This window comes from Chitinimonas sp. JJ19 (genome assembly GCF_036961565.1).
Taxonomy (GTDB): domain Bacteria; phylum Pseudomonadota; class Gammaproteobacteria; order Burkholderiales; family Chitinimonadaceae; genus Chitinimonas.
Genome location: NZ_JBAMDD010000019.1, coordinates 41942 through 68811, shown reverse-complemented (window position 1 = coordinate 68811; position 26870 = coordinate 41942). Strand labels below are relative to the sequence as shown.

Below are 26870 nucleotides of genomic sequence, written 5' to 3'. Positions count from 1 at the left end.
GTACACTCCCCAAAGCGTGCTGGAACGTATATACATACAATATGGGAATGCATACTCGGCAAGCCTGAGGCCGTAGCGGTAGTTTTAACTAGGCGACCATTCTTATGTTGGTGATTTCGGAGCACAACGGATATGCGCAATTGGTGGGTTAACCATAAAAAGACATTTCGTGCAGAAATAGACGGCGGGTACATTTGGTCACCTAAATCCGAGCAAAATGGGAACAGAAGTCAGTTTTACGAAAATCTCCGGGACGTTAGCACCGGTGACTTGATATTCTCTTACGCAGATTCTCACATTCGCGCCATTGGAGTTGCCTTAGCTGCTTTCTCCGAAGCAGAACGGCCTAAATCTTTTGGAAGCGATGCGTACTGGAATATGGACGGCTTACTTGTCCCTATTCTGTGGAACATTCTTGACATCCCTTTCAAACCAAGATCAAAAATTGAGGAAATTCGACCATTACTTCCCAAGGTATACTCCCCACTGGTGGCATCCACAGGCAATGGAAATCAAAAATGCTATCTCGCTGAAATATCAATCGAACTGGCCAAATATTTAATATTAGCGATTGATTCCTTAAACACGGGCACGTTATTACATACAGAGGGCGACAGCAGAAATATCGCCAACATTGCGACAGAGATCGACATTAATCTATCCAATAGACCTTCCACAACCAAAGCACATCTTTGCCTAGCTCGAATTGGGCAAGGCTTATTTAGGAAGCGTGTTATGAAGATTGAGCAACGTTGTCGAGTCACAGGAGTTACAAATGCAGACGTTTTAATAGCAAGTCATATAAAGCCTTGGCGACTGTCGGATGATGCTGAAAAGCTTGATGGTCAAAATGGATTGCTGTTGGCGCCACATGTAGATCGTCTATTTGACAGAGGCTACATTTCCTTTTCGGCAGATGGGGAGATACTTATCCAAGGAGATGACACCATTAAAATTTTAGAGGCTTGGGGAATAGATTCTGCAACGCATGTCGGTAAATTTTCAGTCGCACAGAGCGCTTATTTGGAGTTTCACAGGCGATTCGTCTTTCGCACAAGATAGTGCGCCAACTAATCGCGAAAAAACTATAGCGATCGCCTACTAACCGTATCGACGAAATCGACGCCACGTACGAAATGTAGCTCGGCTGACTTCCCTCCTGCCCCATCGTCTTCTATAGAGGCTAGCCAAAGCCAAGGCATGTCGCATTTACATTTCTTTCCAATATCGTATTCATCTGCATCGTGCTCCAGCCCAAAGCAGTCCCCGCACGACGTGCATTTGACGTGGAATTTACTACATCGATCACATTTACCCACATAATGCACATAGCTGGTACGCAAATATTCGGACTTGCCGTTTGCCGGTGCTAGCGTCATCTCCACCGCGGGATAGCCGTCCCAGAAGATCCTGCCCTTGCAGCGAGCACTTGCCAAGCATTGTGGCCAGGTAGATGGATCGAAGTTCTCCAAACGATCCAATGGCAACAACCTGATTGAGACCGCATCCTGAGCTCTACGCTCTGCAGCCTCCGAAAATCCATGAGGGCAAACCAGGTATCCGTGGGTTGCCCCCACATCCTCCATTAGCCCCCTAAAAGCTTCGACGTGGGTTACATCTATTCGACGCCCACGAGCTTTGGCGTCGACTATCAGCCGAAACCCTTCGCAGGCGGCATGGCGGGAATCGATGAGTACGTCGATCTGCCTAACCCGTCCACTAAGAAGTCCTTTCACACGTGCATTGGGCGTAACGCAATACTCCGTCGGCAATTGATTGCGAACTAGCTCTGCAACCAACCGCTCGTATCGCTCCCAGCTTGGCGACGACGACTTATCCACTCTCGATTATCCCCAATAATGCTCTACCGTGACCATGATAACGTGCGCTTCATACTCGAACAAATTTGGTGCCCGTGATGGCGGCTACGTCTGGTCGGCGCTGCTTACCATCGCCCTTTCGTTCAGCCTGCATACATACGTCCGATAGTAAGTCTGCTGGCCGCGTGGCAACTTTATGCTTCCTCACCCCGGAAACTTTATGGTTCCCGTCACACTAATTTGTGACGGGAACCATAAACTTGCCGCCGTGGCAGGTTTATGCTTCCCTTTTGTCGCGATCTCTTACAAGCCTCGTAAGAACAGACCCCGCGAAATCTCCTGCGCTCCGACTCACCTGAGCCGGGAACCCAGTCTCCGCAACGATTCCAGCGGCCCACTTCCAGATCACTCAGCCTCGCATTCCTGGCCGATTGCGCGGCAACTTTACGCTTCGCCTCTCGGAATGCGGCAACTTTATGGCTCCACGATTTCGCGGCTGGAACCATAAAGCTGCCACCTTTCGTACAGAGAGTGGAACCATATGGGAAGCATAAAGTTGCCATGTGTCCGCGTACCGAGGCAGGCTCCCCCACCGCAATCCTTGCATGTGCGGTTTACGCCGGTCTGGATGGCCAGCGATTTGGTCGCTTCGACGCGTCGAGCTGTTGCGGCGACCGGCATTCCTTTGGCATACCGCATTAATTGGATGCTCGAAATGTAAATACTGCTTCTTGTGTCGCCGATCAGCACCCTGTCTACTGGTACCGTTTTTCTAGGCAGTAGTCAGACAGCACGAACAATCTTTGAGATGAATAGGGCAGATTGATGGCAATCCAAAAACATATGTTGGCGGTTTTATTATTGGCAGGCAGTAGTGCCTACAATGCTTGTGCGGGTGATGTATCGGTGAATATGCCGGGCATCAGCGTCAAGGCACAGGATAACGGTGCCAATGCAATTGTGAATGTCAAGACACCGGGGGCGAGTGTGAATGCGGTTCAGGGCAATGGCCCAGGCAAGCAGGCTAGGCGCGTTGATGGCGGGCGCATTATGGGTAATGACATGAGCAAATCTACGTCATGCAATGGCCAGCCTGTGAGCATACAGGGTAATGGCAACCAGATCAGCCTCAGTGGAGCTTGCCCCCAGGTCAATGTAAGCGGGAATGAAAACCAGATTACGATAGAGCAACTGGGCAAGGTGCAGGTAGTGGGTAACGATAACCAGGTAAGGTGGGCACAGGCATTGAATGGACAAAAGCCGCAGGTGCAGAGCTCGGGTAATGATAACCAGATCAGCAGGCAGTAAGCGGATATCGTCAACTTAGCGCCTTGATAACAAAAGATTTCCAAACTGATGCAGTAACTCAAGCGATAGGTGCAACTTCAGCTATGTGCTGCCTTTGGTCGTGCAGAATTGGGGGCAGGTCTCAATACTGTTCGGATAGAAGATTCTGGATCTATGCTACACCCAGCCTTCAGCAGGAAGCGTTAATGGCATAAACCAAGGCAGTCCTGGTTGATGGTGCTTCACCATAGGCGAAATGCATCTAACCAAACAGTATTGGGTCAGGTCTTGTATTTTGCATTACAAGACACAATCCTGCTTACCGATGCGTAATGCAATCCGAAATACTCAGCCACCTCTTGTAATGAACCGCCCCGACTTCCGTAGAGGCTGTTTGGTTTAAGTCAGGCCGATACAGCTGCCTGACGGGATAGTTGCCGATAGTAGTTTGCCTCAGCTTCTGCAAGCGGCATATACCCGATCTGGGACAGAAGCCATTGAGGATTGAACCATCTCAGCAATGAACCGAAGCGGTACAAACGACAACGCCGGCACAAGGCCGGCGCTGCTTACACCTGCGCTACCCACTCAGTCCGGCTGATACACATAGGCCTTCTGGTTCACCCGGCCTGCCTCTGCTTCGGCCTGAAAACCGCGATCTACCTGCTTGTCCCACAGCAGTGCGCGGCCTTCCACCTGGCCCTTGGCCACTTCCGGGTTCTTGTCGAGGAACTCACGCAGGAACTGGGTGGTTTCGGATACGTATGTGGTGTCTTTGAACAGCAATGCCATGATGGGTTACCTCTAGCCTAAATCCAGACTGTCATTATACCGCCAGATACCCTAAGCGCATGCAGGGACTTGAGCCAGCTGCAGGCATGCCCGAAAAAACAAACCCCTGCACGAAGGCAGGGGCTTGTTGTTACAGCGCGGTGGCCGGATCAAATGCGTTCCACACACAGGGCCACGCCCATGCCGCCGCCGATGCAGAGGGTAGCCAGACCCCGCTTGGCATCACGCCGTGCCAGCTCGTGCAGCAGGGTGACCAGCACGCGGGCACCCGATGCACCGATGGGGTGGCCCAGCGCTATTGCGCCGCCGTTCACGTTGACCTTGTTCCAGTCCCACTTCAGCTCACGGGCAACCCCCAGTGCTTGGGCGGCGAAGGCCTCATTGGCTTCGATCAGGTCGACCTGGTCCAGCGTCCAACCGGCGCGGGCCAACGCACGCTGAGTGGCGGGCACCGGGCCCATGCCCATGATGCTGGGCTCCACACCCGCCGAGGCATAGCCAGCCACACGTGCCAAGGGCTTGAGGCCCAGCTCGGCAGCCTTGGCCGCACTCATCAGCATCAGGGCTGCGGCGCCGTCGTTGATACCCGAGGCATTGCCGGCCGTGACACTGCCCTCTTTGTTGAAGGCCGGGCGCAGCTTGGCCAGGGCATCCATGGTGGTGCCTAGCTTGATGTATTCGTCGCTGGCAAATGCAACCGGATCGCCCTTGCGTTGCGGCACCAGCACGGGGGTGATTTCGTCGGCAAAGCGGCCTGCCTTTTGGGCGGCCTCGGCCTTGTTCTGCGAGGCCAATGCCAGCTCGTCCTGCTCCTGACGGCTGATGTTGTACTTGGTGGCGATATTCTCGGCGGTGATGCCCATGGGGTATTGGTTGTACACATCGGTCAGGCCGTCGTACATCATGCTGTCCACCAGGGTGGCGCTGCCCATGCGTATGCCATCGCGCGAGTTGGGCAGTAGGTGCGGTGCCAGCGACATGTTCTCTTGGCCACCGGCGATGACGATATCGTTATCGCCCGACAGGATGGATTGCACCGCCAGATGGGTGGCCTTGAGGCCAGAACCGCACACCTGGTTGACGGTCAGTGCGGGCACATGCACCGGAATGCCTGCCTTGATCAGTGCCTGGCGGGCTGGATTCTGGCCCAGGCCAGCGGTGAGCACATTGCCCAGTATCACTTCGCTGATCTGCTCAGGGGCCACGCCGGTCTTCTCCAGCAGTGCCTTGATGACGGTGGCACCCAGATCGGGGGCAGACACCTTGGCCAGGCTGCCGCCGAACGAGGCTATGGCAGTACGCTGTGCGGCAACGATTACGACTTCAGTCATGATTTGCTCCTACTTGGGTGGGGAGGCCGCCCGCAGCATCAAGCTGGCGCGGCGTCTGCATTACACCCCATATGGATGGGGCTGGATTCCAGTTGTGCTACTACTCAGTGCCCGCCATAGCGGGATTTGTTCAAGCCCGCAGCCGGCTGGCAGACAGAAGGCCGGCAACGGCCCGAGACGCCATGCCTGCCGGCCCGGTCTGCCATCAGGCGCCGACCTTGGCCTTGACATACGCACCCGGCGCCGGCTCGATGGCCTTGTAGCGGGTATTGCCCGGCTTCTTGGGCGCGGTTACCTGCTTGCCCGATTGCGGCGCCAGCCAGTTATCCCAATCCTGCCACCAACTCCCTGGGCGGCTCTCGGCACCAGCCAGCCAGCTGTCGGCGTCGGCCGGGTGGTCATCGTTAACCCAGTAATTGCGCTTGTTGGGGCCGACCGGGTTGATCGAGCCGGCAATATGGCCCGATGCGCCCAATACATAGCGCACCTTGTCGCTGCCCAGCAGTTGGGTGCCCCGGTAAGCCGACTGCCACGGCACGATATGATCTTCGCGGGCGGCAAAGATATAGATGGGCCAGTCGTACTTGGCCACATCCACCGGCACACCGCAGACCTTCATGGCACCAGGCTTGGCCAGGTTGTTCTCCAGGTACATATTACGCAGGAAGAACGTGTGCATGGGCAGGGGCAGGTTGGCCGAATCGTTGTTCCAGTACAGCAGATCAAACGGGGGGGGGGTCTTGCCCTTGAGGTAGTTGTTGACCACGTAGTTCCAGATCAGGTCATTGGCGCGCAGCATGGAGAAGGCGCGGGCCAGCTCCTTGCCACTGATCACGCCCCCCTCGGCCAGCTTGGCCTCGCGGTTCTTCACCAGCTCTTCGTCAACAAACTGCTTGATATCGCCCGGTTCGGTGTGGTCGATCAGCGAGGTCATGAAGGTCACGCTCTCGAACCAATCCAGCTCGCGGGCTTTCATCACCGCCAGGGTGGTCGCCAGGATCACGCCGCCTATGCAGAAGCCCAGCACATTGATCTTGTCCTGCTTGCTGATGTCGCGCACCACCTCGGCAGCCTTGATCACGCCGCTCTCGACATAGTCGTCCCAGGTCAGCTTGCCCAGCTCGGGGGTGATGCTGCGCCAGGACACCATGAATACCGTGTAGCCCTGTGCCACGAAATGGCGAACCATGGAGTTGTCGGGCTGCAGATCCATCAGGTAGTACTTGTTCACCGCCGGCGGCACAAACAACACGGGCCGCTCGTATACCTGGGTCGTCGTCGGTGTGTATTGGATCAGCTGGAACAAGGGGCTCTCGAACACGACCGTGCCGGGTGTGACCGCCAGGTTCTCGCCCACGGCGAACTGCGATTCGTCGGTCATCGAGATATGGCCCTTGGCCATGTCCTCAGATAGCTTGCGCAGCCCTTCGGCCAGGCTCTCCCCCTTGGTATCCAGCGCCAGCTTGATGACTTCGGGGTTGGTCAGAGCGAAATTGGAGGGCGACATGGCGTCGATGAACTGCTGGGTGTAGAAGCCCACCTTGACGCGGGTGGGGTCATCCATCGGCACACCATCGACCAGCTCGTTCAGCCACTTGGCGCTGAGCAGGTATTGCTGCTTGATGTAGTCATAGAACGGGTATTGGGCCCATTCGGGTGCGGCGAAGCGGCGATCACCCTTGCTGGCGGGCGGGTTAGGCTGCTTCTCGCGGGTACCCAGCAGACCCATCCAGAGATCCATCTGCTGCTGGTAGTAGCTACTCTGCAGGCCCACCAGTTGCTGGGTGTTGCCCATCAGCCCCTGCATGAACTGCTCAAACGCCTTGGGCTGGCTGTCGCCGGCTGGGCGCATGCCGCCCACAAAGTTTTCCAGCAATTTGCGGTTGGCGTCGGTCAACGATTGCAGAAAGGCCTGATAAGGCTGGGATTCGCTGCCTGCTTGGGGTTCGGTACTGGACTGGCTCAAGCGCTGTCTCCTGATCGGTTTGCCCGTTTTTTTGTATGTGTGTGGGCAGGGTAGATGCTGCAACGCAGCAAATTTGTACGCGCCCGCATTTTAGGCATGCCCTACCAGCAGACACAAGCGCCAATCCATGACAATCCATCTTGTCTAGCGCTCGGTCAAAAATGCACTGTAAAAGCAATACCTTGGTAATATTCGCCACTTCCTGGGCCATCACAAGCGCTTAATTCTTAAGCAATTATTAAGAATTCACTTGACTTGCGCGCCCTTAACCCATGATTTCCATGGCTTTTCATTGATCGCTTATGTATTATCGATTTATCGTGTACCTACATTCCGGAGACGTCGCATGCAGTCCCGCCTCTCCGCGCTAATTGCCGGTATCGTCGTGATGTGCCTGGTGTCCTTCCCCGCCCCTGCCGAGGCGGCCAAGGTCAACAAGAAGCAGGCCAGCAGCAAGACGATACGCAGCAAGGCCGCCAAAAAACCTGTCAAGAAGCTGCGCTATGTGCGCAAGGGCAAACCCAGCAAGCTGGCCTTGAACAAGCCGCGCCTGCGCGGTGGCAAGATCACCCGTGTCTCCACCCGTGCCAGCACCCTGGATTTCGGCGCCCCCATAGGCAACCCAGGCGAATTGGCGCTGTATTCCAGCTCCGCCGTGGTGGTCAACGCCGTCTCCGGCGAACGCATCTATGGCAAGAACAGCAATAGCCCCGCCCCCATCGCCTCCATCACCAAGCTGATGACGGCCATCGTGGCGTTGGACATGCACCTGCCGCTGCATGAATACATCACCATCACCGAAGAAGACGTCGATACCCTGAAGAACACCAGCTCGCGCCTGATGGTGGGTACCACGCTCAGCCGTGGTGAGCTGATGCACCTGGCACTGATGTCGTCTGAAAACCGAGCCGCCCATGCGCTGGCCCGCACCGCCCCAGGTGGCACCGAAGCCTTTATTGCCCGCATGAACCGCACGGCGCAATCGCTGGGTATGTATCGCACCACGTTTGCCGACCCCACCGGGCTGACCAGCGCCAATGTCTCGTCAGCCGAAGACCTGATCAGGCTGGTGCAAGCGGCCCATCACTATCCCGAGATACGGGCTTATTCGACCAGCGAAGGCTACAACTTCGTCTCCAACGTCAATAATCGCCTGTACGAGTTCCGCAATACCAACCCCTTGGTGCGGAGCCAGAGCTGGCAGATAGGCTTGTCCAAGACCGGCTATATCTCCGAGGCAGGCAAATGCCTGGTGATGCAGGCCACCATCAACGACACACCCGTCATCATTGTGCTGCTGGATTCCGACGGCAAGCTGACCCGCATCGGTGACGCCAACCGTATCAAGAAATGGCTGGAAACCAGCCCTGTCGCCATGTTGCGGGCGGGTTAGCACACTCCGCCTTTCGTCCGAAAAACGCCCGCTGACGCGGGCGTTTTGTTTTGCAGCGTCTATCGCAGAACCCCAATGACAAGAAGTACTTGCATCCACCAATGAGAATCAATATTATTCGATAAACATTCTCATTGCATACACGCCATGTACGTCTGCATCTGCAACGCCGTCACCGACAAGCAAATCCGCCGTGCCATCAACGATGGCTGCGGCAGCATGCGCGAGTTGCGCATGGAGCTGGGCGTGGCAGGCTGCTGTGGCAAATGCGCCCCCGATGCCCGAGCCCTGCTGCTAGACAGCAAGCGCGAACAGATGACTGCAGGCCAAGGAGCCACCATCACCCTGGTACCCGTCTAAGCAGACTTGCTTTTCTTCTTGCCGCACCCGGTCTAACTGGCATACGCTAGCGAGATAGGGGCGGCTATTCTGCTTTGCAAATTCGATTCTGCAAGGAGGGCATCATGAAGGGCGACAAAAAAGTCATCAGCTTCCTGAACGGGGCGCTGAAGAATGAGCTGACGGCAATCAACCAGTATTTCCTGCATGCACGCATGTTCAAGAACTGGGGCTTTCAGGCACTCAATGAGCATGAGTACCATGAGTCCATCGATGAGATGAAGCATGCCGATGCCCTGATAGAACGCATACTGTTCCTGGAGGGCCTGCCCAATCTGCAGGAGCTGGGCAAGATTTATATCGGTGAAGACGTCAAGGAAGCCTTGCAGTGCGACCTGAAGCTGGAGATGGAAGCCATCCCCCTGCTGAAGGAAGCCATCGCGCATTGCGAGAAGGTACACGACTACGTCAGCCGGGAACTGTTCGAGCATATCCTCGAGAGCGAGGAAGAGCATGTGGATTGGCTAGAAACCAATCTGGGCCTGATCGAGCAGATAGGCTATCAGAACTACCTGCAATCGCAGATGTCTGGCAGCGGCTCCTGACAGCGCGCTGACGTGACATCCCCAGCAAAAAGCCGCTGATTACATCAGCGGCTTTTTCGTTGTCCGGCAGGCCCATGCGTCAAACGATTCAGGCAAAGGCGATCACGTGGTCTATTTCCAGCCGTATGCCTATGGATTCACCGATAGCATGATCATGATGGCTGGGCACCAGGCTCAGCACTGTCGCGCCCGAGGGTAACGCCAGGGTGTAGAGGAACTGCGCGCCCCGGAAAGCTTTTTTCACCACCCGCGCCTGCAGCGTACTGGCGTCGTCATGCAGCACATCATCAGGGCGCAGCAGTACCTGCACCTTGCTGCCCGTCGCGCAGTCCTGCATGGCCCGGCAGTTGCGCCTACCCAGCTCGAACACCAGCTCGCCCGGCCCCACCACCTCGGCAGGCAGGAAGGCCCCCTCCCCGACAAAGTCCGCCACAAAGCGGTCGGCCGGCTCATGGTAGAGCGCGTAGGCAGCATCCCACTGCCGCAGGCGGCCGCCTTCCATCACCCCTATCTTGTCAGCCAGCGCAAATGCCTCGTGCTGGTCATGGGTCACCAGCAAGGCCGTCATGCCACGGCTCTTCAGTATGTCGCGCACCTCCTGCGACAAGCGCTCCCGCAGCTCCACATCCAGGTTGGAGAACGGCTCATCCAGCAGCAGCAGGCGCGGTGCAGGCGCCAGGGCGCGGGCCAGCGCCACGCGCTGCTGCTGCCCGCCCGACAAGGCATGGGTGTAGTGATCTGCATAGCCCGCCAGCCCCACCACCTCCAGCAGTTCATCAACACGCTGGCGACGCACAGCCGATGCCACGCCGTTCATGCCGAAACCGACGTTCCCCGCCACCGTCAGATGCGGGAACAGGGCGTAGTCCTGGAATACCATGCCCACCCCTCGGCGCTGTGGTGGCCAGTGGTCGGCCACGGTGGCTACCGTGTCGCCATTGATGGCGATGCGGCCAGCCCGGATCGGCTCGAAACCGGCAATAGCGCGCAGCGCCGTGGTCTTGCCGCAGCCGGAGGCCCCCAGCAGGCAACCGATTTCACCCTCCAGCAGGGTAAAGGACAGGTCGTGCAGCACCCGCTTGTCGTCATAGGTCACGCCCACGCCATCCAGCGTCAACAGGCTCTTGCTCACGCGTGTTTCTCCGTCTGCACCGCCAGCAGGATAACGGGGATCAAACCCGCCAGCACAATGGCAACCGAGGGCAAGGCCGCCATTTCCCACTGCCCTTCACTGGTCATCTCGAACACCCGCACCGCCAAGGTATCCCAGCCAAAAGGCCGGGTCATCAGGGTGATGGGCATTTCCTTCATCACATCCACAAACACCATCAGCGCCGCCGTCAACAAGCCCCCCCGCAGCATGGGCAGGTGTATGCGCCACAATACCGCAGGCCGCCCCAGGCCCATGGAAGCAGCCGCCTCCTCCTGGCTGGCCGTAATGCGCTGCATGGCCGACTGGGTAGGCTCGAACGCCACCGCCAGAAAGCGTGCCGCGTAGGCCAGCAGCATGACCAGCAGCGTGCCCTTGATGACTTCGCTCACACCTACCCAGCCCAAGGCATGGGCAGCGGCAATCAGATGATTGTCCAGCCAGGCCAGGGGAATGAACACCCCCACCGCCAGCACCGTGCCCGGTACGGCATAACCCAGGGTAGCCAGCCGTGCAGCCAGACGGCTGGCGATATCGCGCTTGCGCCGTACGGCATAGGCCAGCACCAGCGCCAGCACGACCACCACGCCGGCAGCCCCCGCCGACAACACCAGTGAGCGACCGACAAAGCCCATATAGCGCAGATCGAGCTGCTCGGCCGCCACCGACCAGGCCCAGTAAAGCAGCTGTGCCATAGGCACCAGAAACGCCAGGCTCAGCACCAGCAGGCAAGCACCCGCCACCAGCCAGCCTCGCCAGGGCGGTAGACGCTCCGGCCTATTGGCAGCCCCTCGCCCAGTCGCGGTATAACGCTTGTCACCACGGGCGCGCTGCTCCAGCAATGCCAGGGCCAGCACGGCCATCACCAGCAGCGATGCCAGTTGTGAGGCGGCGGTCAGGTTGAACAGGCCAAACCAGGCCTTGTAGATGGCTGTGGTGAATGTGTCGTAATTGAATGTCGCAACGGTACCAAAATCAGCCAGGCACTCCATCAGCGCCAGGCTGACCCCTCCCACCAGCCATGGGCGCGCCATGGGCAGGGCCACCCGCCAGAAACCCTGGCGACGGCTCAGGCCCAGCGACGCCGCGGCCTCCAGCGCCCGCCTGCCTTGTGTGAGAAAAGCATTACGCGCCAGCAGGTAGACATAGGGGTAGAGCACCAGCGTAAGGGTCAGTATCACGCCCCCGCGTGAGCGTATGGACGGAAACCAGCTGCTGTCGCCCGCGACATCGCGTATCAGGCTTTGCAGCGGCCCCGTAAAGTCGTACAGGCCTATCTGCACAAAGGCCAGTACATAGGCCGGCATGGCCAGTGGCAAGGCCAACGCCCAGGCAAAATGCTTGCGGCCAGGAAAGTCATAGATCGCCGTCACCCAGGCCAACGAAACACCCAAGCCCAGCGTGCCTACGGCTACCCCCCCAATCAGCCAGGCGGTATTGATCAGCAACTGCGGCAGTACAAACTCTGCCATATGCCGCCACACCTCGCCCTCGGGCTGCCACAGGCTGGCCAGCACCACGCCCAGCGGCACCAGCGTGACCGCCGCCACCAACCAGGCAAGGGCATGCTCATCCAGCCGGCGCGGCAGACGACGGTGTGTAGGTGGCAAGGGAGCGTTATGCGGGATATCGATGTCCATAAGACGGATAAAGCCAACGGCCGCTTGATTGCGGCCGTCGATGATTCATTCTACCCAAGGCAGCGTGCTGCTGCTAAGCGAAACCGCCACCAGGGTTGATGCAGGTCAAAAGCGCCTGCCGGAAAAGGTACTTCCCGGCCGGCGCTCCGATGCATGCGGCGTGCAGGCAGTCCCTGTGCAAGAGCCTGCTCAACAAGGCCAGAACAGTTTGTCCGCAGTGCTTAGCGATAGCCTGCGCGATCCATCAGCTTGACTGCAGCCGCCTGCAATTCACCGGCCTTGGCCACGTTGATGTAGTCATGCTTGAAATCGCCCCAGGCAGCAACCTTGGCATCGGGCTTCACCTTGGTGTTGACCGGGTATTCCATGTTCACATCGGCATACAGGTTCTGCGCCTTCTCGCTGGACAGCCATTCGATCAGCTTGAGGGCACCCTTTTCGTTCTTGGCATGGCGGGTAACGCCAGCACCCGAGATATTCACGTGTACGCCCGTGGTCTTCTGGTTAGGCCAGAACACGGCCAGCGGCAAGGTGGGTTCCTTCTCCATCAGGCGGCCGTAGTAGTAGGTATTGGCAATACCCACTTCGCACTGGCCAGCAGCGACAGCCTTCAGCATCATGGTGTCATCCGAGAACGGATCGGTTGCCAGGTTGGCAACCCAGCCACGCACGATCTGTTCGGTCTTGGCCTCGCCCAGGCGGGCAATCATGGTGGCCACCAGCGATTGGTTGTAGACCTTCTTGGAGGTACGCAGGCAGAGCTTGCCCTTCCACTTGGGGTCGGCCAGATCCTCATAGCTTGCCAGTTGGGCAGGCTTGAGCTTTTGGGTGTTGTAGAACATGGTGCGAGCGCGCACCGACAAGCCATACCAGCTGCCCTTAGGGTCGCGCAGGTGGGCAGGTACATTGGCTTCCAGCACAGTGGACTTCACCTGCTTGAGCAAACCCATCTGCTCGGCCTGCCACAGCACGCCAGCGTCCACCGTCAGCAGCACATCGGCTGGGGTGTTGGCACCCTCAGCCTTGATACGCTCCATCAGCGGGCCTTCCTTGTCGGTCACGAATTTCACCTGCACACCGGTTTCCTTGGTGTAGGCATCAAACAGCGGCTTGATCAACGATTCGATACGGGCCGAATAGACCGTCACTTCCTCGGCCATGGCGGGCATGGCAGCAACAAAGGCAGCGGCAAGCAACAAGGGGCGAAACTTCATGGGGCACTCCAGCTTTTGGATAGGTGGAAGAATCTGACGGGCACCCTCAAGCCATTATCAGGCGGTATCTGCGCATGGCGCTATCAGCCTACCCATGGCACCACGGGCATTACCGATACGGGCCAAGCGCACTTATCTCGCCTGCAAACCTAGACTGTGATGAAAGCACCCTGTAGTAGGATTCTCTCACGAATGAGAACGCTTATCAAAATTACCAGGGTGGGCTAGCGGATAACGGCAGCAGTGATCGAAGCGGTTCTGGCATACAATCGCCCCCTTATCCCTGTCGTCCCGGAATACCGTCCTATGTGGTTCAAGAACCTGCAGCTCTATCGCATTACCGATCTCAGCAAACTGAATGCCGACCAGCTCGATACCGAACTGAGAAAGCGCCCCTTCGTACCGCTGGGTGCCACCGATCGCCTGGCTGCCGGCTGGATTCCTCCCGCCAGGCATGCACCCGACATCTTTGCCTACCCCAACTCCGGCGCCATGCTGATTGCCCTCAAGACCGAGGAAAAGCTATTGCCGTCGAGTGTGGTCAAGGAAGTGGCCGATGAGCGCATCACCGAGATTGAAGCCAAGGATCTGCGCAAGATAGGCAAGAAGGAAGCCAAGGAGATACGTGAACGCGTGGCAGAGGAATTGTTGCCCCGCGCCTTCTCCCGCTCCAGGGTCCTGCGTGCGCTGATTGACTTTGAAGCCGGCTGGATATGGGTGGACAGTGCCACCCCAGCCAAGGCCGAATTGTTGATCCAGTTCCTGCGTGAAAGCCTGGGCACCTTGCCCACCAAGCTGCCACAAACCCAGCTCGATCCGGTCACCGCCATGAGCACCTGGCTGGAGCATGACGCCCCTAGCAACTTCACCCTGGACGCCGACTGTGTACTCAAGGCACCGGGCGACGGCGGCGCGCAGGTGACCTGCCGCCGGCACGATCTGAACTCCGACGAAGTCAAACAGCATCTCAAGACCGGCAAGTTGGTCACGCAGCTGGCGCTGAGCTGGGACGAGCGCATCGCCTTTGTGCTGACCGACAAGCTGCATATCAAGCGGCTGACCTTCCTCGACCTGCTGGAAGACCAGATCAAGGAAGCCAATGCCGAAGATGCCGCCGCCATGTTCGATACCACCCTCACCCTGTTGGCACAGGAAGGCCGCGGCCTGATTGCCGCCGTGATCGAGGCGCTGGGTGACGAACTGGGTGAAATCGCCGCGCCCACCGCACCGATTGCCGCACCCGCCCCGGCCCCCCAGGCACCGGCACCCGCAACGGCAGGCAAGGTAGACGTACCCTGGTAAAAAAGGGGATCGCACCACCTTCGCCTGAAAACCGTTTCAGGCCACTCAAGACCGGCAGGCAGCCCTCGTGGCGAACCTGCCGGTTTTGCATTCCGGGCACGGGTGCAATCGGCTGCAGGCCAGTGCCAGCGCCCCACTCCGCCACAGATCCAGCGTGCCGGTATCGCCCATTGATCAATTGCTACAGCAAATGTCATCCGACAGGCCTACATTTGGGGGAAAGCCTATCAATCAACAGTCCACCAACGCATGTCCGATCGCCTGAACAAAACCCTGATCTGCAGCGTGGTTTTTCTCGATATCGTCGAATACTCGAGACAGCCCGTCAGCACCCAGATGCGCCTGAAAGAGGCGTTCAACAGCCTGCTGTCCAAGGCTTTGCAGGATATCGCCGTCAGCGACCGCATCATCATCGATACCGGTGATGGCGCCGCCATCAGCTTCCTGGGCGACCCGGAAGACGCCCTGTTCGTGGCCATCAGCCTGCGCGACGCCGTGCTGCACAACAATGACCCGAATTTTCCCCGCTTTGCCATACGGATAGGCATCAACCTCGGCCCCGCCAAACTGGTCAAGGACATCAACGGCCAACTCAATCTGCTGGGCGACGGCATCAATGCCTCGCAGCGTGTCATGAGTTTTGCCGAACCCGGTTGCATACTGGTGTCGCGCTCTTACTTCGAGGTGGTGTCCTGCCTGTCGGACGAGTATGCGCAGCTTTTCCAATATGAAGGCTCACGCACCGACAAGCACGTAAGGGAGCACGAGGTCTACCAGGTCGGCTTCGGTGAGCTGGCCAAGCGGGCGATGCGCCCCGGCGGCATCCGGCGTGCCAAGCCCGGCAGCCCTGCCCATAACAAGCGCATGCTCAATCTCCGCCAGGGTGGCATAGGCGCGCTGTTGGTAGTGGCCTTGATTGCTGGCAGTTGGTGGTTCATGCGGCGTCAGGATGCTCCGCCACAGCTTGCCTTGCCGGCTGCAGCACCCGCAGTGGCGCAGACAGAGGCTGCTCCCGTCGCAACCCCGGCTGCGACTGGGCCAGCCAAGCGCGAAGCCATCGCAACCAAACCGGCCGCGACCTCCGCCCCACCGACCAACCCGCCAGCTTCCCCTGCACCCGCCAGTCCGCCTGCAGCTACGCTGCCCAGCACGCCCACGCCTGCCCCAGCCTTGCCGCAGGCAACTGCCATCAAACCGCCAGCCGAGGCTGGCAAGGCCACGCCGAAAGCTCAGGAAAAACCTACTACCGTCAGGACGACGCCTGCCAGCAAACCCGTGGTCAGCAAGCCCAAGCGTCAGGCAGAGACCGATACCCCCGCCAGCCAGCCAGCACCCAGACCACGCGAGAAGGCCAAACCCTGCCCAGTGGCGGAATGCACACCGGACGGACGCCCCAAGCGTGATCGCTAGCCTTGCCGGACAGCAACCCAAAGGCGATGCAGGCAACTGGTATCTATAAGTAACTGATTCTACACTCCAGCATCACCCTGCCGGAGTCGTCCATGCTACGTCCCACCCTGCTTGCCATCGCGCTGTTCGGTCATGTCTGCGCGGCAGACCGGATTACCGATGCCCCGTTTGCGACGCGCTCAGAGGTCATTGCGCCCAAGGCCATGGCCGCCACCAGCCAGCCACTGGCTACCCAGATTGCGCTGGACGTGATGAAGCAGGGCGGCAATGCCATCGACGCCGCCATTGCCGCCAATGCCGCGTTGGGATTGATGGAGCCGGTAGGCGCCGGCATAGGTGGCGATTTGTTCGCGCTGGTATGGGACGGCAAGACCCGCAAGCTTTACGGTCTGAACGCCAGCGGCCGCTCGCCCCGCTCGCTGACGCTGGCGCAGCTCAAGGCCGAGCTGGAAAAGCAGGGGCTCAAAACCATTCCGCCCTTGGGGCCCCTGCCGGTCAGCGTACCGGGCACGGTGGATGGCTGGTTCAGCCTGCATGCCCGGTTCGGGCAGCTCCCCATGCGCGATATCCTGGCGCCCAGCGTGCGCTATGCCCGCGAGGGCTTCCCGGTCAGCGATGTCATCAGCTACTACTGGCAGCGCAATGTCCGCTCCTTGCTGCCCTACCCCGGCATACGCGAGCAGTTCACCCGTGATGGCGCAGGCCCGCAGAAAGGTCAGCTGTGGACCAACCCCAACCTGGCCCGAACCTACGAGATGCTGGGCAAGCAAGGCCGCGATGCGTTCTACAAGGGCGAGATCGCCCGCAAGATTGCCACCTATATGGCGCGCAATGGCGGCTATCTCAGCTATGACGACCTCGCCAGCCACAAGAGTGAATGGGTGGAGCCCGTATCGGTCAACTATCGTGGCTACGATGTGTGGGAGCTCCCGCCCAACACCCAGGGCATCGCCGCCCTGCAGGCACTCAACATCCTGGAAGGTTACGACCTCAAATCAGCCGGCTTTGGCAGCACCCGCCATGTACATTGGTTTATCGAAGCCACCAAGCTGGCCTTTGCCGACCGCGCCCGCTTCTATGCCGATCCCGATTTCGTCCGGACACCGCTTGAGCAGCTGCTCTCCAAGCAATACGCAGCAGAACGGCGCAAGCTGATCACCGAAGAGCGCAGCCTGCAAAAGGTTGAGGCAGGCAATATCGCACTCAAGACCAGCGATACCATCTACCTGACTACCGCTGATGCGCAGGGCAATATGGTGTCCTTGATACAAAGCAACTACCGTGGCATGGGCAGCGGCATGGCGCCTGAAGACCTGGGTTTCATCCTGCAGGATAGGGGCCAGCTGTTCGCGCTGGAACCTGGCCATGCCAATGTCTATGCCCCCGGCAAACGCCCCTTCCACACCATCATCCCAGCCTTTATCAGCAAGGATGGCCAACCCTGGGTCAGCTTTGGCCTGATGGGGGGCGATATGCAGCCGCAAGGCCACACTCAGATCGTCATGAACCTAATCGACTTCGGCATGAATCTGCAGGAGGCAGGCGACGCACCGCGCATCTATTGGGACACGCCGCAGCAACCCACCGGCGGCAGCATGACCGATGGCGGTGCGGTGAGCCTGGAAACCGGGTTTCCCTACAGCACCATCCAGCAGTTGCTGCAAAAACGGCACAAGCTGGGCTACGACCTGGGCGGCTATGGTGGCTATCAAGCCATCATGCGGCTACCTAATGGGGCCTGGGCAGGCGCCAGTGAATCGCGCAAGGATGGCCAGGCGGCCGGATACTGAAGCAGGCAGCCTGGCTTACTCGCCACGCTCGCGCAGAAAGCGCTGCACGGTCTCGCGTGCGGCGCGATTCATTTCGGCCTCTGACAAACGGGTACGGCTGGCGCCGCTCCCCAGCCTGGTATAAAGGCGGTAAGCCAGAAAGACAGACAGGATCAGGGCGAGCGCAAAAAGAGCGAGTACAAAAGGGCTAGGCATGGTGTAACTACATAAAGGTATAAAAGCTATCGTCTTTATATATTAATCGATACCTTGGGCGATGGCATAGTCCGGCTGCTGCGGTAGTCGAGGTAAAATGGTCTATCGCCTGGCTTGTCCCGCCTGAGGCAGGCGAGATAAAGCCAGCACCAGGACGTGCCCCTCCCAGCAAAACCGGAAACCCATTCATGCACCCCGAACTCTCCCCGCTAGGCCGCACCAGCGCCTATGTCGAGCAATACGACCCCAGCCTGCTCTTCCCCATACCCCGCCAGGCCAAGCGCGACGAGATCGGCGTACCGAGCCCCCTACCCTTCTTTGGCAGCGACTTCTGGAATGCTTACGAGCTCTCCTGGCTCAACCCGCGCGGCAAGCCGCAAGTTGCCCTGGCCAGTTTCATGGTGCCGGCGGACACGCCCAACATCATTGAATCCAAAAGCTTCAAGCTCTATCTCAACAGCTACAACCAGACCCGGCTCGATGGTGTGGATGAACTCAGGGCCCGGCTGCAAGCCGATCTGTCGCAGGCTGCCGGCGGTAGTGTGAATGTGCGCATCACCCTGCCTGATGCCTTCGGCCGCGAGCGCATGGCGGAGCTGGATGGCTATTGCATCGATAACCTCGATATCGAGGTAGACCACTACACACCGCAGCCGGGCCTGCTCCGTACCATGGAGACCGGCGAAGGCATCGTGGAGGAGACCCTGGTATCGAACCTGCTTAAATCCAATTGCCTGGTGACCGGCCAGCCCGACTGGGCCAGCGTGCAGATACGCTATCGGGGCATGGCCATAGAACGTGGCAGCCTGCTGCAATATCTGATTTCGTTCCGGCAGCACAACGAGTTTCATGAGCAATGCGTGGAGCGCATCTTCATGGATATCAGCCGGGAGTGCCGGCCCGAGGCCTTGTCGGTCTACGCCCGCTATACCCGCCGTGGCGGCCTGGACATTAATCCCTTCCGTACCAGCTATACCCAGGCAGCTCCCGCCAATCTGCGCACTGCCCGGCAGTAGCGTGTTGTGGCTGCGGGATTGCCGTGGCGGTCTAAACTGAGTAGTGCCGACCGCCCTAATGCTCAGGAATCCCCCATGCCGCAAGCCCTGTCCGATGCCGAAGCCGCACAACTGCTGAAAAGCCTGACGCTGCCGCCGCTACCGCAAAGCCTGGCCGAGTTCCGCCAGGCCAGGGCGGCAGGGGCCGACTTGGCCGACATGAGCGATTTGATAGGCCGCGATCTCAGCCTCGCCGCTGCGGTGCTCAAGATCGCCAACTCGCCCGCTTTTGCCAGCCGCCAGCTCAACAACCTGCAAGATGCAGTCATGGTCCTGGGGGCAGACAACCTGGACATGGTGGTGACCAGTGTGACGCTCAAGGCTGCCATTCCGCTGGCCCCCATTCTGCGTGCATTCTGGGATGACGCCACCCAGATTGCCGCCATTGCTAGCCATCTGGCGCGGCGCTGGGATCTGATCAAGCCGGAGCAGGCGTATCTATTCTGCCTGTTCCGCGATTGCGGCATTCCGGTGCTGACACAGCGCTTTCCCGCCTATATCGCCACCCTGGCCCGGGCGATGGAAGATCCGGCCAACTTTATCCGCATCGAGATGGACAGCCGCTCAACCTCTCATGTGGTGGTGGGTTATCTGCTGGCGCGTTCCTGGTTCATGCCCTCGGCGATGAACGAGGCAATCCTGCATCACCATGATTTCGACCAGCTCGGCGACGACCACCTGCTGGAATCAGAATCGGCCCGCCTGATTGCACTGGCACGCCTGGCCGAATACCTGCTTTACAGCCGCCTGCGCCGCGATGCCGACCCACACTGGCCGCATATCCAGGCTGCCGTGCTGGCCGAACTGGGCTTTGACATCAGTTTGATGAGTGAACTGACCGAGGTGGCGACCGAGGCCCTCAAATAGCCCGCAGCACCGGCATCACCAGCGCAGCCGCTCGAAACTGAAAGGTGCGGCTGGCGAGGGCTGGACGCCTTTCAACCTGGCATCATGCGCCAGTGCCGCCTTGGGGTAGGCCAGTACGGCCCAAGGGGCCGCCGTCAGGAAGTGCTGTGCCGCCGCCTCGTACAGCTTGGCACGCTTGGCCTGCTGCGGCATGGCGCGGGCGGCATCTATCAGGCTATCGAACTGCTTGTCGCACCAGCGCGCCGTACTGGTCTGCGCGGCATCGCAGGTCAAGAGATTGCCATACAGCTCATCAGGGTCCAGGCTGTTCATCCAGCCTGATATCACCGTAGCGTGCTCACCCAGGCGACCCCGCCGCCCCAGCTCGGCCGCCTCCATGGCCACCAACCGGGTCTTGACGCCCAGCTTGGCCCAGTCGGCCTGCACCAGTTCGGCGGTCAGGCGCGGATTGACATTGGAAGCCCCACCGCCCACCCTGGCCCAGATGCTGGTTTCAAAGCCATGCGGGTAGCCCGCCTCGGCCAGCAGCTTGCGGGCTTGCTCCAGCCTGGGCGCTATCGGTGGCTGGCTGGGCGCACCCCATAGGGTGGCGGGCGCGTAGGGCAGCATGCCCGTAGCGGCGCGCCCTTCATACACGGCCTGCACGATGGCTGCGCGGTCTATCGCCAGGCTGAGTGCCTGCCGCACCCGCACATCGTTGAAGGGCTTCTTCTGGCTGTTGAACGCCAGAAACGATGTGATCTGCGGTTGATAATGCACCACCCTGATCTTGGGTGCATCGCTCAGCGCAGCCACATCCTGCGGGCGCAGGCTCTCGCTCAGGTGGCATTCGCCAGCGCGGAGCTTCTGCATGCGCACCGAGGCATCGGGGTTGATGCTGAAAATCAGCTTGTCCATGGCAGGCCGACCCCTGAAATAGGCCGGGTGGGCGGCATAGCGTATGACGGCGCCCTTCTCGTACTTGAGCATTTGATAGGGCCCTGTGCCCACAGGCTCGCTGCTGAGCTTGGCCAGTTGCCCCGCCAGCGCCAGGCGGTTACCGTATTCGGCCGAGACAATGGACATCGGCCAGGATGCCATCAGCGCCGGGAAAGGCGCATAGGGCTTGGCCAGCACAAAGCGCACCGTGTAGGCATCGACCTTCTCACTGGCCCGTATCAACGCCCCCCAATCGCCAGACAGCGCGGCCGGGAATCCGCCCGGCGCCGTGGCGGCGCCAGGGTGGCTGGTCACGATCTGCCGACGTACGCTCCACAGCACATCGTCGGCATTGAAATCACGGCTGGGCTTGAAGCCGGCGGTGGTATGGAACTTCACACCACGGCGTAGCTTGAAGGTCCAGCTACGGCCATCGGCCGACATGCTCCATTTTTCTGCCAGCTCCGGCACCAGCGCACCGGTAGCCGGTGCATAACCCACCAGGCGGTTATACAGGGGGTAGGCGGCGGCGCGGTGGGTTGCGGCGGTATCCGACAGGGCCGAGTCAAACCCGTCCGGTTCGGCATCGGCGCAAAACACCAACGGCTGGGCCGCCAGGGGGTTTACTGCCAGGCCACTGCAAAGCAGAGCCAAGCCTAGGCGAGAGCGAAACAACATCAACTGAACCACCCCTTCAATGCTGGCAATACGGCGCATGCCGTGCCGGCCCTGTATTGATCTGCCCTGCCGCATATCAGCGCCCCGGCGCTTGCACAGGTAACACAGGCAGGGCTACCCTCAAACACGCCGTATTATCCAGCGCCAGGCAGGCTCAAGCTGTGATCCGGCCAACACTCAGCGCAAATAGGCCAGCGCCTGCTCATGCAGGGCAGCAGTTGCCGCCACCAGTACGCTGCCATCAGAGTCCTTGTTCAGCTCGCCGCCTAGCCAATCCGTCATCGTGCCACCAGCACCCTGTACCACAGGCACCAGGGCGGCAAAGTCATGCAGCTTGAGGCCGCTCTCCACCACCAGGTCATAACCACCGCAGGCCAGCAGGGCATACAGGTAGGCATCGCCGCCCCATACGGTAAAGCGGCAGCGTGCCTGCAGGCCAGCAAAGCGCTCGCCTGCGGCGGCCTGCAGATATTGCGGCCCGGTCGAGCCCAGCCGGGTAGCAGCCAGATCCGTGATATCCGAGGTTTGCACCACGCTGCCATTGAGGGTGCTAGGCTGGCCCGCCACCCCCACCCAACGCTCGTTCAACACCGGTTGATCGATGATGCCCAGCACCGGCTTGCCATGGTGGAGCAGACCGATCAGGGTGCAGAAGGTCGGCCTACCCACGATAAAGCTCTTGGTGCCGTCAACCGGGTCCAGCACCCAGACCCACTCTGCCTCATCCCGTTCGCGCCCAAACTCCTCGCCGATGATGCCGTGTTCCGGCGCATGCTCGGCCAGCAAGGCACGCATGGCCTGCTCCGCGCCACGGTCCGCCAATGTGACCGGGCTGGCATCCAGCTTGTCGTCTACCGCCAGACGGGTGCGGTAGTACGGCAGAATGACCGCACGGGCAGCATCGGCCAGGCGCTGGGCCAGGGGCAGGAAATCGGCGGGAAGGCTCATGGACTATCCTGGTGCAAAAACAAGGGAGCCGCCATCTTAGAGCCTGTTCAATATCTTTTCACCTCGCCACCGACTTGCCGCAATCCATTTAGCGCCCGTGCCCGCGTTATTTGCCCGGCTTGGATGGCTTGAGCTTGCCTGTCAGGCGGTCCAGCACATCAGGTACCAATCGCTCGGCAAACCCGAACAGAAAGCTCCATACCGCCAGCTTGGCCAGTTCATGCCCGCCTGTAGTCAAGGGGATGCTGGGCCAGTCGGCCGACTTGAACTGGGGAATCAGGCTGGCATTGAGCGCCGGGCTGAACAACTGGGTAAACAGGCCGCTGGCCAGCAGGCTATAGCCCACCAGGGCAAACAAGCCTGCCAGCAGCATGCCTTGCACCACACTGTCCTGCCCTACGTCCAGCGCACAGAGATTACCCAGGGCGGTGCCCTGGCTGGCGTCGCCGCCTTGCGATGGGCCTGGCGATTGCGCGCGCCTTGCAATGCTGGCATAGCCGCCACTGATACCCAGCCAGGCCACCATGCTCAGCAGCGCCAGCCCCTGCCAGCCGAACAGCATACCACTCCAGCTCACCAGCACCGCAATGGCCGTCACCGCCCACAGGGTAGCGGCCAGCCTGCGGCGTAACCGCCAGGCCTCCTGCTCGCGCAGCAGGTTCTTGCGGAAAGCCCATTGCCGTTCCGACTGAAGATTTAACGCCCATGCCCGCAGGCGCGGTTCGTAGTCCTCTTGTGCCGGATCGGGCAAGGCAGCGGCGGTCTGGTGAAACAATTGGCCGAGGATGCCGGCTCGCTGTTCCAGCTGGTAGAGCGGCATCAGTTGCACCACCCACAGTTCCAGCGTAAACAGTTGCTGCCAGTCCAGCGTATCGCTGCTGTTGGCCAGGGCTGCAGCTTCGCCATAACGGGGTAGCTGTACAGCCTCAAGCGGCAAGGCCCGAAAATCTGCCACGACTTGATCGACATAGGGGCCGCCCACGGCTCTTACCTGTGCCAGGGGACGATAGGTACGGCTGCCAGCCATGGTTTGCTCCTCCTCGGTTAGGGCCTCATCCTCACCCAGGGTGGGGATGTGCCGTTTTTTGTCTGTACAGCATCAACAGCCACTGGCCCAATTGCAAGCAGCAGCCTTAATCGGCGAAAATTTTGCTTCATCCTCCCAACGGATTCCCCATGCGCCCTGCCTTGTTGCTGCTTGCCTGCCTGACCTTTGCCCAAGCCCAGACAGTAGAGGAAGCCCGGCTGCAGCAGGTTGCCACCCGCCTGCCCGCCCTCAATACCGCTTTTGCCGGCCTGACCCAGGATTTTGCCCATGACTGGGCAAACAGCCGCGATGCGCTCGAAGCCACCCGCATTGCCCGCGAATATGGCCGCAGGCTCTGGCTGGGCGCCAAGGCCAGGCTGCATGAACAAGGCGATTTTGATGACAGACCGCTGTATTGGGCCAGGCTGGCGCTGACCCGCACCATGCGGGACAACAAGCCCGCCTTCCCCCTGTTCGAAGCGGACCGGGCGGCCGCCATCGCCTCACTGGAGCAATCCAGCCGTGGCATGGATGAAATCCGCTACGACCCGGACCGCAAGATCAAGCGCATCCTGCTGACGGGTTTTGATCCCTTTGCGCTGGAACGCAATCTGGACCAGAGCAATCCCTCCGGCGTGACAGCCTTGCTGCTGGATGGCGAGGAAATCGTCGTCAATGGCGAACGCGCACGGGTGGAAGTGGCCGTCTTTCCGGTGCGCTATGCCGATTTCGATGCCGGCATGGTGGAAGACTTCCTCACACCCTGGATGGCCGGCCCACGCACCCAAGCCACCAGGCCTGCGGCGGTAGGCAAGCTGCCAGCGGCGGGGCAACCCCAGGTGGATATGGTGGTCACCGTCAGCATGGGACGCGAGCAGTTCGATCTGGAGCGCTATCCCGGCCTGCGCCGCTCAGCCAAGGCTACCGATAACCTGGCGGCCCTCAGTGGCGGCAGTCGCGCTGCGCCGGTCATACCCTTGCTGCACGGCCTACCACTGGCCGGTCCTGAGTTCGTCGAGTTTTCCCTGCCGGTAGCCGCCATGCAGACTGCCAGCGGTCCCTACAAGGTGCAGGACAATCGCTGGGTGCGGGTGATGCCGGATACCCGCATGGCCGCTGGCGGCCTTGCCGCCCTCTTTGGCAAGACCGCAGTTGAAGGGGGCGGCGGCGGCTACCTGAGCAATGAGATCTCCTATCGCTCGGTACGGCTGCGCAACCAACTGGGGCTGGCGCAATTACCGGTTGGTCACATCCATACGCCCGCCATCCAGGCCTTTGAGCCCGCCAAGACCGCCGACATCACCAAGCAGGTGCGGGAAATGCTGAAGGCCGCCATCAAAACACTGTAGCGGCCGGATGCTCAGGCCGGCAGCAACTTGAACGCGACACCAGGGCAGCTTAGCGGCTGCGCATGCAGCTTGCCGCCCGGTGCCGGGACAGCACCCAGCACCACATCATGCAACTGGCCGGTATAGCGCACTGTGTAGGGCCCAGGCTTGCCCATGTCGTAGACCAGGCCCAGATCCACCTCGACCTGCAGGGTCTGGCCGGCGGTGAGCTTGCGATAGTCCACCGGCTGTGGCGCCCCCCGCTTGAACATGGGCCCTTGGTATGCAAGCTCGCCAGCAGGCCCGCGCACGCTCAGGAAGCGGCCTCTCAGGCCTTCCAGCGGGGTGTTCCAGGCCAGCACCCAGACATCCTGCGGGCTGCGGTTATGCAGGCTGAAGCCCAGCATCACCGGCTGCCCCAGCTTGGCGGTGGGTGGCGCCAGCAGTTTGCACTCAAGCATGGGTAGGGACGCCGCCTGGGCCAAAGGAATCAGAAGGAAAAAACCGGCCGCGCAAAGCGGCCGGATCAACAGGGGTATCTTCATGTCGGCTCGATGCCAGACCGGAGAGGACAGAGCAGGTGGCCAGGGGAGTAAGCCACCTGCCCCATCGTCACCTTATGGCAGGTAAGGCGTGTTTTCGGTGAAGTACTCGTGGCTATCGGCGTTATCCAGCGCCTTGGTCGGGCTCTTCTTGGCCAGGCTCTTGGCAGCGGTCTGGCCATAGGCGTGGTCATCGGTGCCGGCTACGACATTGAAGTGCGACAGCTCATGCACAATGGTGCCGCCACGCGAGTCGGTACCGGTGTTGGCAGCCGCCCAATAGGCACCGCACAGGTAGATCTTGTACGGCTGGGTTGGATAGACATAAGCGAAGGTGCCGCTCTCGGTGCAGGAGCAGTCAAACACCAGGGGCTTGGTATCCAGCGCATCCTTGATCTTCACGAAGTGCGACTTGGCCGTGTTCCAGTTGGTGCTGGAATACTTGCCGAACCAGGTGACATAACGGGTAGTGCCCGACGGTGTCCCGTTCAGGTAGCTGACCGAGCCATTGGCGTAGGAGATGGCTGCCGACACACCGCTGTTGATCTGCGACTGACGGGTGGCTGAGCAGTTGCTGGCATAGGACACGCTGGACGCGGTGATGCGATCCAGCAGAGCCGACAGCTTGCGGCCTTCCTCGGCCTGCCTCAACAAGGGGCTGCTGCGGCCCTCTACCCACAATGCCACATCGTTCGATTGCAGCATCTCCGACTCGACTGCAGCCTCGATACCTGCGGCCGCAGCGGTCTCGTTGATGCCCTTCAGCGGACGCTTGAGCATGCGCTCGCTATCGGCGGCAAAGCGGATGCTGTAGTTACCGCTTTGCGACATATCGTAGACAGAGGAGAGCTTGACGCGGCTGCTGATGGTCTGGCCGGGGCGAACCGTGATCAGGTCGGCAGCCGTCGGGGCACGGCGCTTGACCAGCGGGCCGAGATACTCGACCGGCTTGCCATCACGGCTGACTTCGAACATCGGGTCTTGCATGCCGTTGCCTGCCACGTACCACTTGTACAGGTAAACGGGCTGACGGCCCTCATTGGTGTAGCGTACATCGACTTCCACATCCTGCGTGGCCATGGCGGACACGCGGGTGGAGGCGACGCTGACGCGCAGATCCTGCGCCTGAACCAGTACCGGTGCTGCGAGTGCAGACATGACGGCCATTGAAACAATCCAGCGGTGTTGCATAGTTGCTCCTAGTTCTCACCTTGTTATGTTGGCTGCCTGTGGCAGCCGCTCCTGCCCCTGTGCTGCGTTTTTATTTCGGGGC

The 26870-nt window shown here is 60.0% G+C and carries 24 protein-coding genes; 11 read left to right on the top strand and 13 right to left on the bottom strand.

What is annotated here, in order from left to right; all coding sequences use genetic code 11:
• Window positions 1-132 precede the first annotated feature (132 nt).
• On the top strand, window positions 133-1062 hold the full coding sequence (locus V7714_RS18660; RefSeq protein WP_335711073.1) for an HNH endonuclease: 930 nt from the start codon (window positions 133-135) through the stop codon (window positions 1060-1062).
• A gap of 23 nt (window positions 1063-1085) precedes the next feature.
• On the opposite strand, the gene V7714_RS20650 is transcribed toward V7714_RS18660, so the two are convergent.
• Window positions 1086-1841 (bottom strand): restriction endonuclease, encoded by a 756-nt coding sequence (locus tag V7714_RS20650; protein ID WP_442891409.1) that lies wholly within the window; start codon window positions 1839-1841, stop codon window positions 1086-1088.
• An 804-nt stretch (window positions 1842-2645) separates the two neighbouring features.
• On the opposite strand from V7714_RS20650, the gene V7714_RS18655 reads away from it, so the two are divergent.
• The gene (locus tag V7714_RS18655; protein ID WP_335711072.1) at window positions 2646-3128 is read left to right on the top strand and encodes a DUF3060 domain-containing protein; all 483 of its coding nucleotides are present in this window, start codon (window positions 2646-2648) and stop codon (window positions 3126-3128) included.
• Between the two features lie 567 nt (window positions 3129-3695).
• On the opposite strand, the gene V7714_RS18650 is transcribed toward V7714_RS18655, so the two are convergent.
• From V7714_RS18650 to V7714_RS18640, 3 genes are all read right to left on the bottom strand, one after another.
• Window positions 3696-3899, bottom strand: a complete 204-nt coding sequence (locus tag V7714_RS18650; RefSeq protein ID WP_308447075.1) for a DUF3460 family protein — start codon at window positions 3897-3899, stop codon at window positions 3696-3698.
• 149 nt (window positions 3900-4048) lie between these two features.
• On the bottom strand, window positions 4049-5230 hold the full coding sequence (locus V7714_RS18645) for an acetyl-CoA C-acetyltransferase (RefSeq protein ID WP_335711071.1): 1182 nt from the start codon (window positions 5228-5230) through the stop codon (window positions 4049-4051).
• 205 nt (window positions 5231-5435) lie between these two features.
• Complete coding sequence (locus V7714_RS18640) at window positions 5436-7196, bottom strand: PHA/PHB synthase family protein (RefSeq protein ID WP_335711070.1); 1761 nt, start codon at window positions 7194-7196, stop codon at window positions 5436-5438.
• A 346-nt stretch (window positions 7197-7542) separates the two neighbouring features.
• Here V7714_RS18640 and V7714_RS18635 point away from each other — a divergent pair, with 346 nt between their 5' ends.
• From V7714_RS18635 to bfr, 3 genes are all read left to right on the top strand, one after another.
• Window positions 7543-8589 carry a serine hydrolase gene (locus V7714_RS18635; RefSeq protein ID WP_335711069.1) on the top strand — a complete coding sequence of 349 codons (1047 nt, stop codon included), beginning with the start codon at window positions 7543-7545 and terminating at the stop codon, window positions 8587-8589.
• A gap of 147 nt (window positions 8590-8736) precedes the next feature.
• A complete protein-coding gene (locus V7714_RS18630) occupies window positions 8737-8949 on the top strand; it encodes a bacterioferritin-associated ferredoxin (protein WP_335711068.1) in 213 nt (70 codons plus the stop codon).
• Window positions 8950-9053: 104 nt separating this feature from the next.
• Window positions 9054-9533 (top strand): bacterioferritin, encoded by a 480-nt coding sequence (gene bfr, locus V7714_RS18625; RefSeq protein WP_335711067.1) that lies wholly within the window; start codon window positions 9054-9056, stop codon window positions 9531-9533.
• 88 nt (window positions 9534-9621) lie between these two features.
• Here the strand turns inward: bfr and V7714_RS18620 are convergent, their stop codons facing one another.
• The 3 genes from V7714_RS18620 to V7714_RS18610 form a co-directional block, all read right to left on the bottom strand.
• Complete coding sequence (locus V7714_RS18620) at window positions 9622-10665, bottom strand: ABC transporter ATP-binding protein (RefSeq protein WP_335711066.1); 1044 nt, start codon at window positions 10663-10665, stop codon at window positions 9622-9624.
• Window positions 10662-12323, bottom strand: a complete 1662-nt coding sequence (locus V7714_RS18615; RefSeq protein WP_335711065.1) for an ABC transporter permease — start codon at window positions 12321-12323, stop codon at window positions 10662-10664. The genes V7714_RS18620 and V7714_RS18615 overlap by 4 nt, the downstream gene beginning before the upstream one ends.
• A 221-nt stretch (window positions 12324-12544) precedes the next feature.
• A complete protein-coding gene (locus V7714_RS18610) occupies window positions 12545-13537 on the bottom strand; it encodes a Fe(3+) ABC transporter substrate-binding protein (RefSeq protein ID WP_335711064.1) in 993 nt (330 codons plus the stop codon).
• 306 nt (window positions 13538-13843) lie between these two features.
• Here V7714_RS18610 and V7714_RS18605 point away from each other — a divergent pair, with 306 nt between their 5' ends.
• From V7714_RS18605 to ggt, 3 genes are all read left to right on the top strand, one after another.
• Window positions 13844-14839 carry a recombination-associated protein RdgC gene (locus V7714_RS18605; protein WP_335711063.1) on the top strand — a complete coding sequence of 332 codons (996 nt, stop codon included), beginning with the start codon at window positions 13844-13846 and terminating at the stop codon, window positions 14837-14839.
• 249 nt (window positions 14840-15088) lie between these two features.
• Window positions 15089-16249, top strand: a complete 1161-nt coding sequence (locus tag V7714_RS18600) for an adenylate/guanylate cyclase domain-containing protein (protein WP_335711062.1) — start codon at window positions 15089-15091, stop codon at window positions 16247-16249.
• Between the two features lie 92 nt (window positions 16250-16341).
• Window positions 16342-18039 (top strand): gamma-glutamyltransferase, encoded by a 1698-nt coding sequence (gene ggt, locus V7714_RS18595; RefSeq protein WP_335711061.1) that lies wholly within the window; start codon window positions 16342-16344, stop codon window positions 18037-18039.
• Window positions 18040-18054: 15 nt separating this feature from the next.
• On the opposite strand, the gene V7714_RS18590 is transcribed toward ggt, so the two are convergent.
• Window positions 18055-18234 carry a hypothetical protein gene (locus V7714_RS18590; protein WP_335711060.1) on the bottom strand — a complete coding sequence of 60 codons (180 nt, stop codon included), beginning with the start codon at window positions 18232-18234 and terminating at the stop codon, window positions 18055-18057.
• Between the two features lie 188 nt (window positions 18235-18422).
• On the opposite strand from V7714_RS18590, the gene queF reads away from it, so the two are divergent.
• Both queF and V7714_RS18580 read left to right on the top strand, forming a co-directional pair.
• The gene (gene queF / locus V7714_RS18585; RefSeq protein WP_335711059.1) at window positions 18423-19250 is read left to right on the top strand and encodes an NADPH-dependent 7-cyano-7-deazaguanine reductase QueF; all 828 of its coding nucleotides are present in this window, start codon (window positions 18423-18425) and stop codon (window positions 19248-19250) included.
• Window positions 19251-19325: 75 nt separating this feature from the next.
• Window positions 19326-20156 carry an HDOD domain-containing protein gene (locus V7714_RS18580; RefSeq protein ID WP_335711058.1) on the top strand — a complete coding sequence of 277 codons (831 nt, stop codon included), beginning with the start codon at window positions 19326-19328 and terminating at the stop codon, window positions 20154-20156.
• A 15-nt stretch (window positions 20157-20171) separates the two neighbouring features.
• Here the strand turns inward: V7714_RS18580 and V7714_RS18575 are convergent, their stop codons facing one another.
• The 3 genes from V7714_RS18575 to V7714_RS18565 all read right to left on the bottom strand — a co-directional run bounded on the left by V7714_RS18575 (window position 20172) and on the right by V7714_RS18565 (window position 23727).
• On the bottom strand, window positions 20172-21791 hold the full coding sequence (locus V7714_RS18575) for an ABC transporter substrate-binding protein (protein ID WP_335711057.1): 1620 nt from the start codon (window positions 21789-21791) through the stop codon (window positions 20172-20174).
• 138 nt (window positions 21792-21929) lie between these two features.
• The gene (gene hisN, locus V7714_RS18570) at window positions 21930-22700 is read right to left on the bottom strand and encodes a histidinol-phosphatase (protein WP_335711056.1); all 771 of its coding nucleotides are present in this window, start codon (window positions 22698-22700) and stop codon (window positions 21930-21932) included.
• Between the two features lie 106 nt (window positions 22701-22806).
• On the bottom strand, window positions 22807-23727 hold the full coding sequence (locus tag V7714_RS18565; RefSeq protein WP_335711055.1) for a hypothetical protein: 921 nt from the start codon (window positions 23725-23727) through the stop codon (window positions 22807-22809).
• A gap of 149 nt (window positions 23728-23876) precedes the next feature.
• Here V7714_RS18565 and V7714_RS18560 point away from each other — a divergent pair, with 149 nt between their 5' ends.
• On the top strand, window positions 23877-25076 hold the full coding sequence (locus V7714_RS18560) for a hypothetical protein (RefSeq protein WP_335711054.1): 1200 nt from the start codon (window positions 23877-23879) through the stop codon (window positions 25074-25076).
• Window positions 25077-25087: 11 nt separating this feature from the next.
• On the opposite strand, the gene V7714_RS18555 is transcribed toward V7714_RS18560, so the two are convergent.
• Together V7714_RS18555 and V7714_RS18550 are read right to left on the bottom strand one after the other, a co-directional pair.
• Window positions 25088-25516, bottom strand: coding sequence for a hypothetical protein (locus V7714_RS18555; RefSeq protein ID WP_335711053.1), 429 nt, complete (start codon window positions 25514-25516; stop codon window positions 25088-25090).
• Window positions 25517-25672: 156 nt separating this feature from the next.
• Window positions 25673-26755 (bottom strand): M35 family metallo-endopeptidase, encoded by a 1083-nt coding sequence (locus V7714_RS18550; protein ID WP_335711052.1) that lies wholly within the window; start codon window positions 26753-26755, stop codon window positions 25673-25675.
• Window positions 26756-26870: the final 115 nt, after the last annotated feature.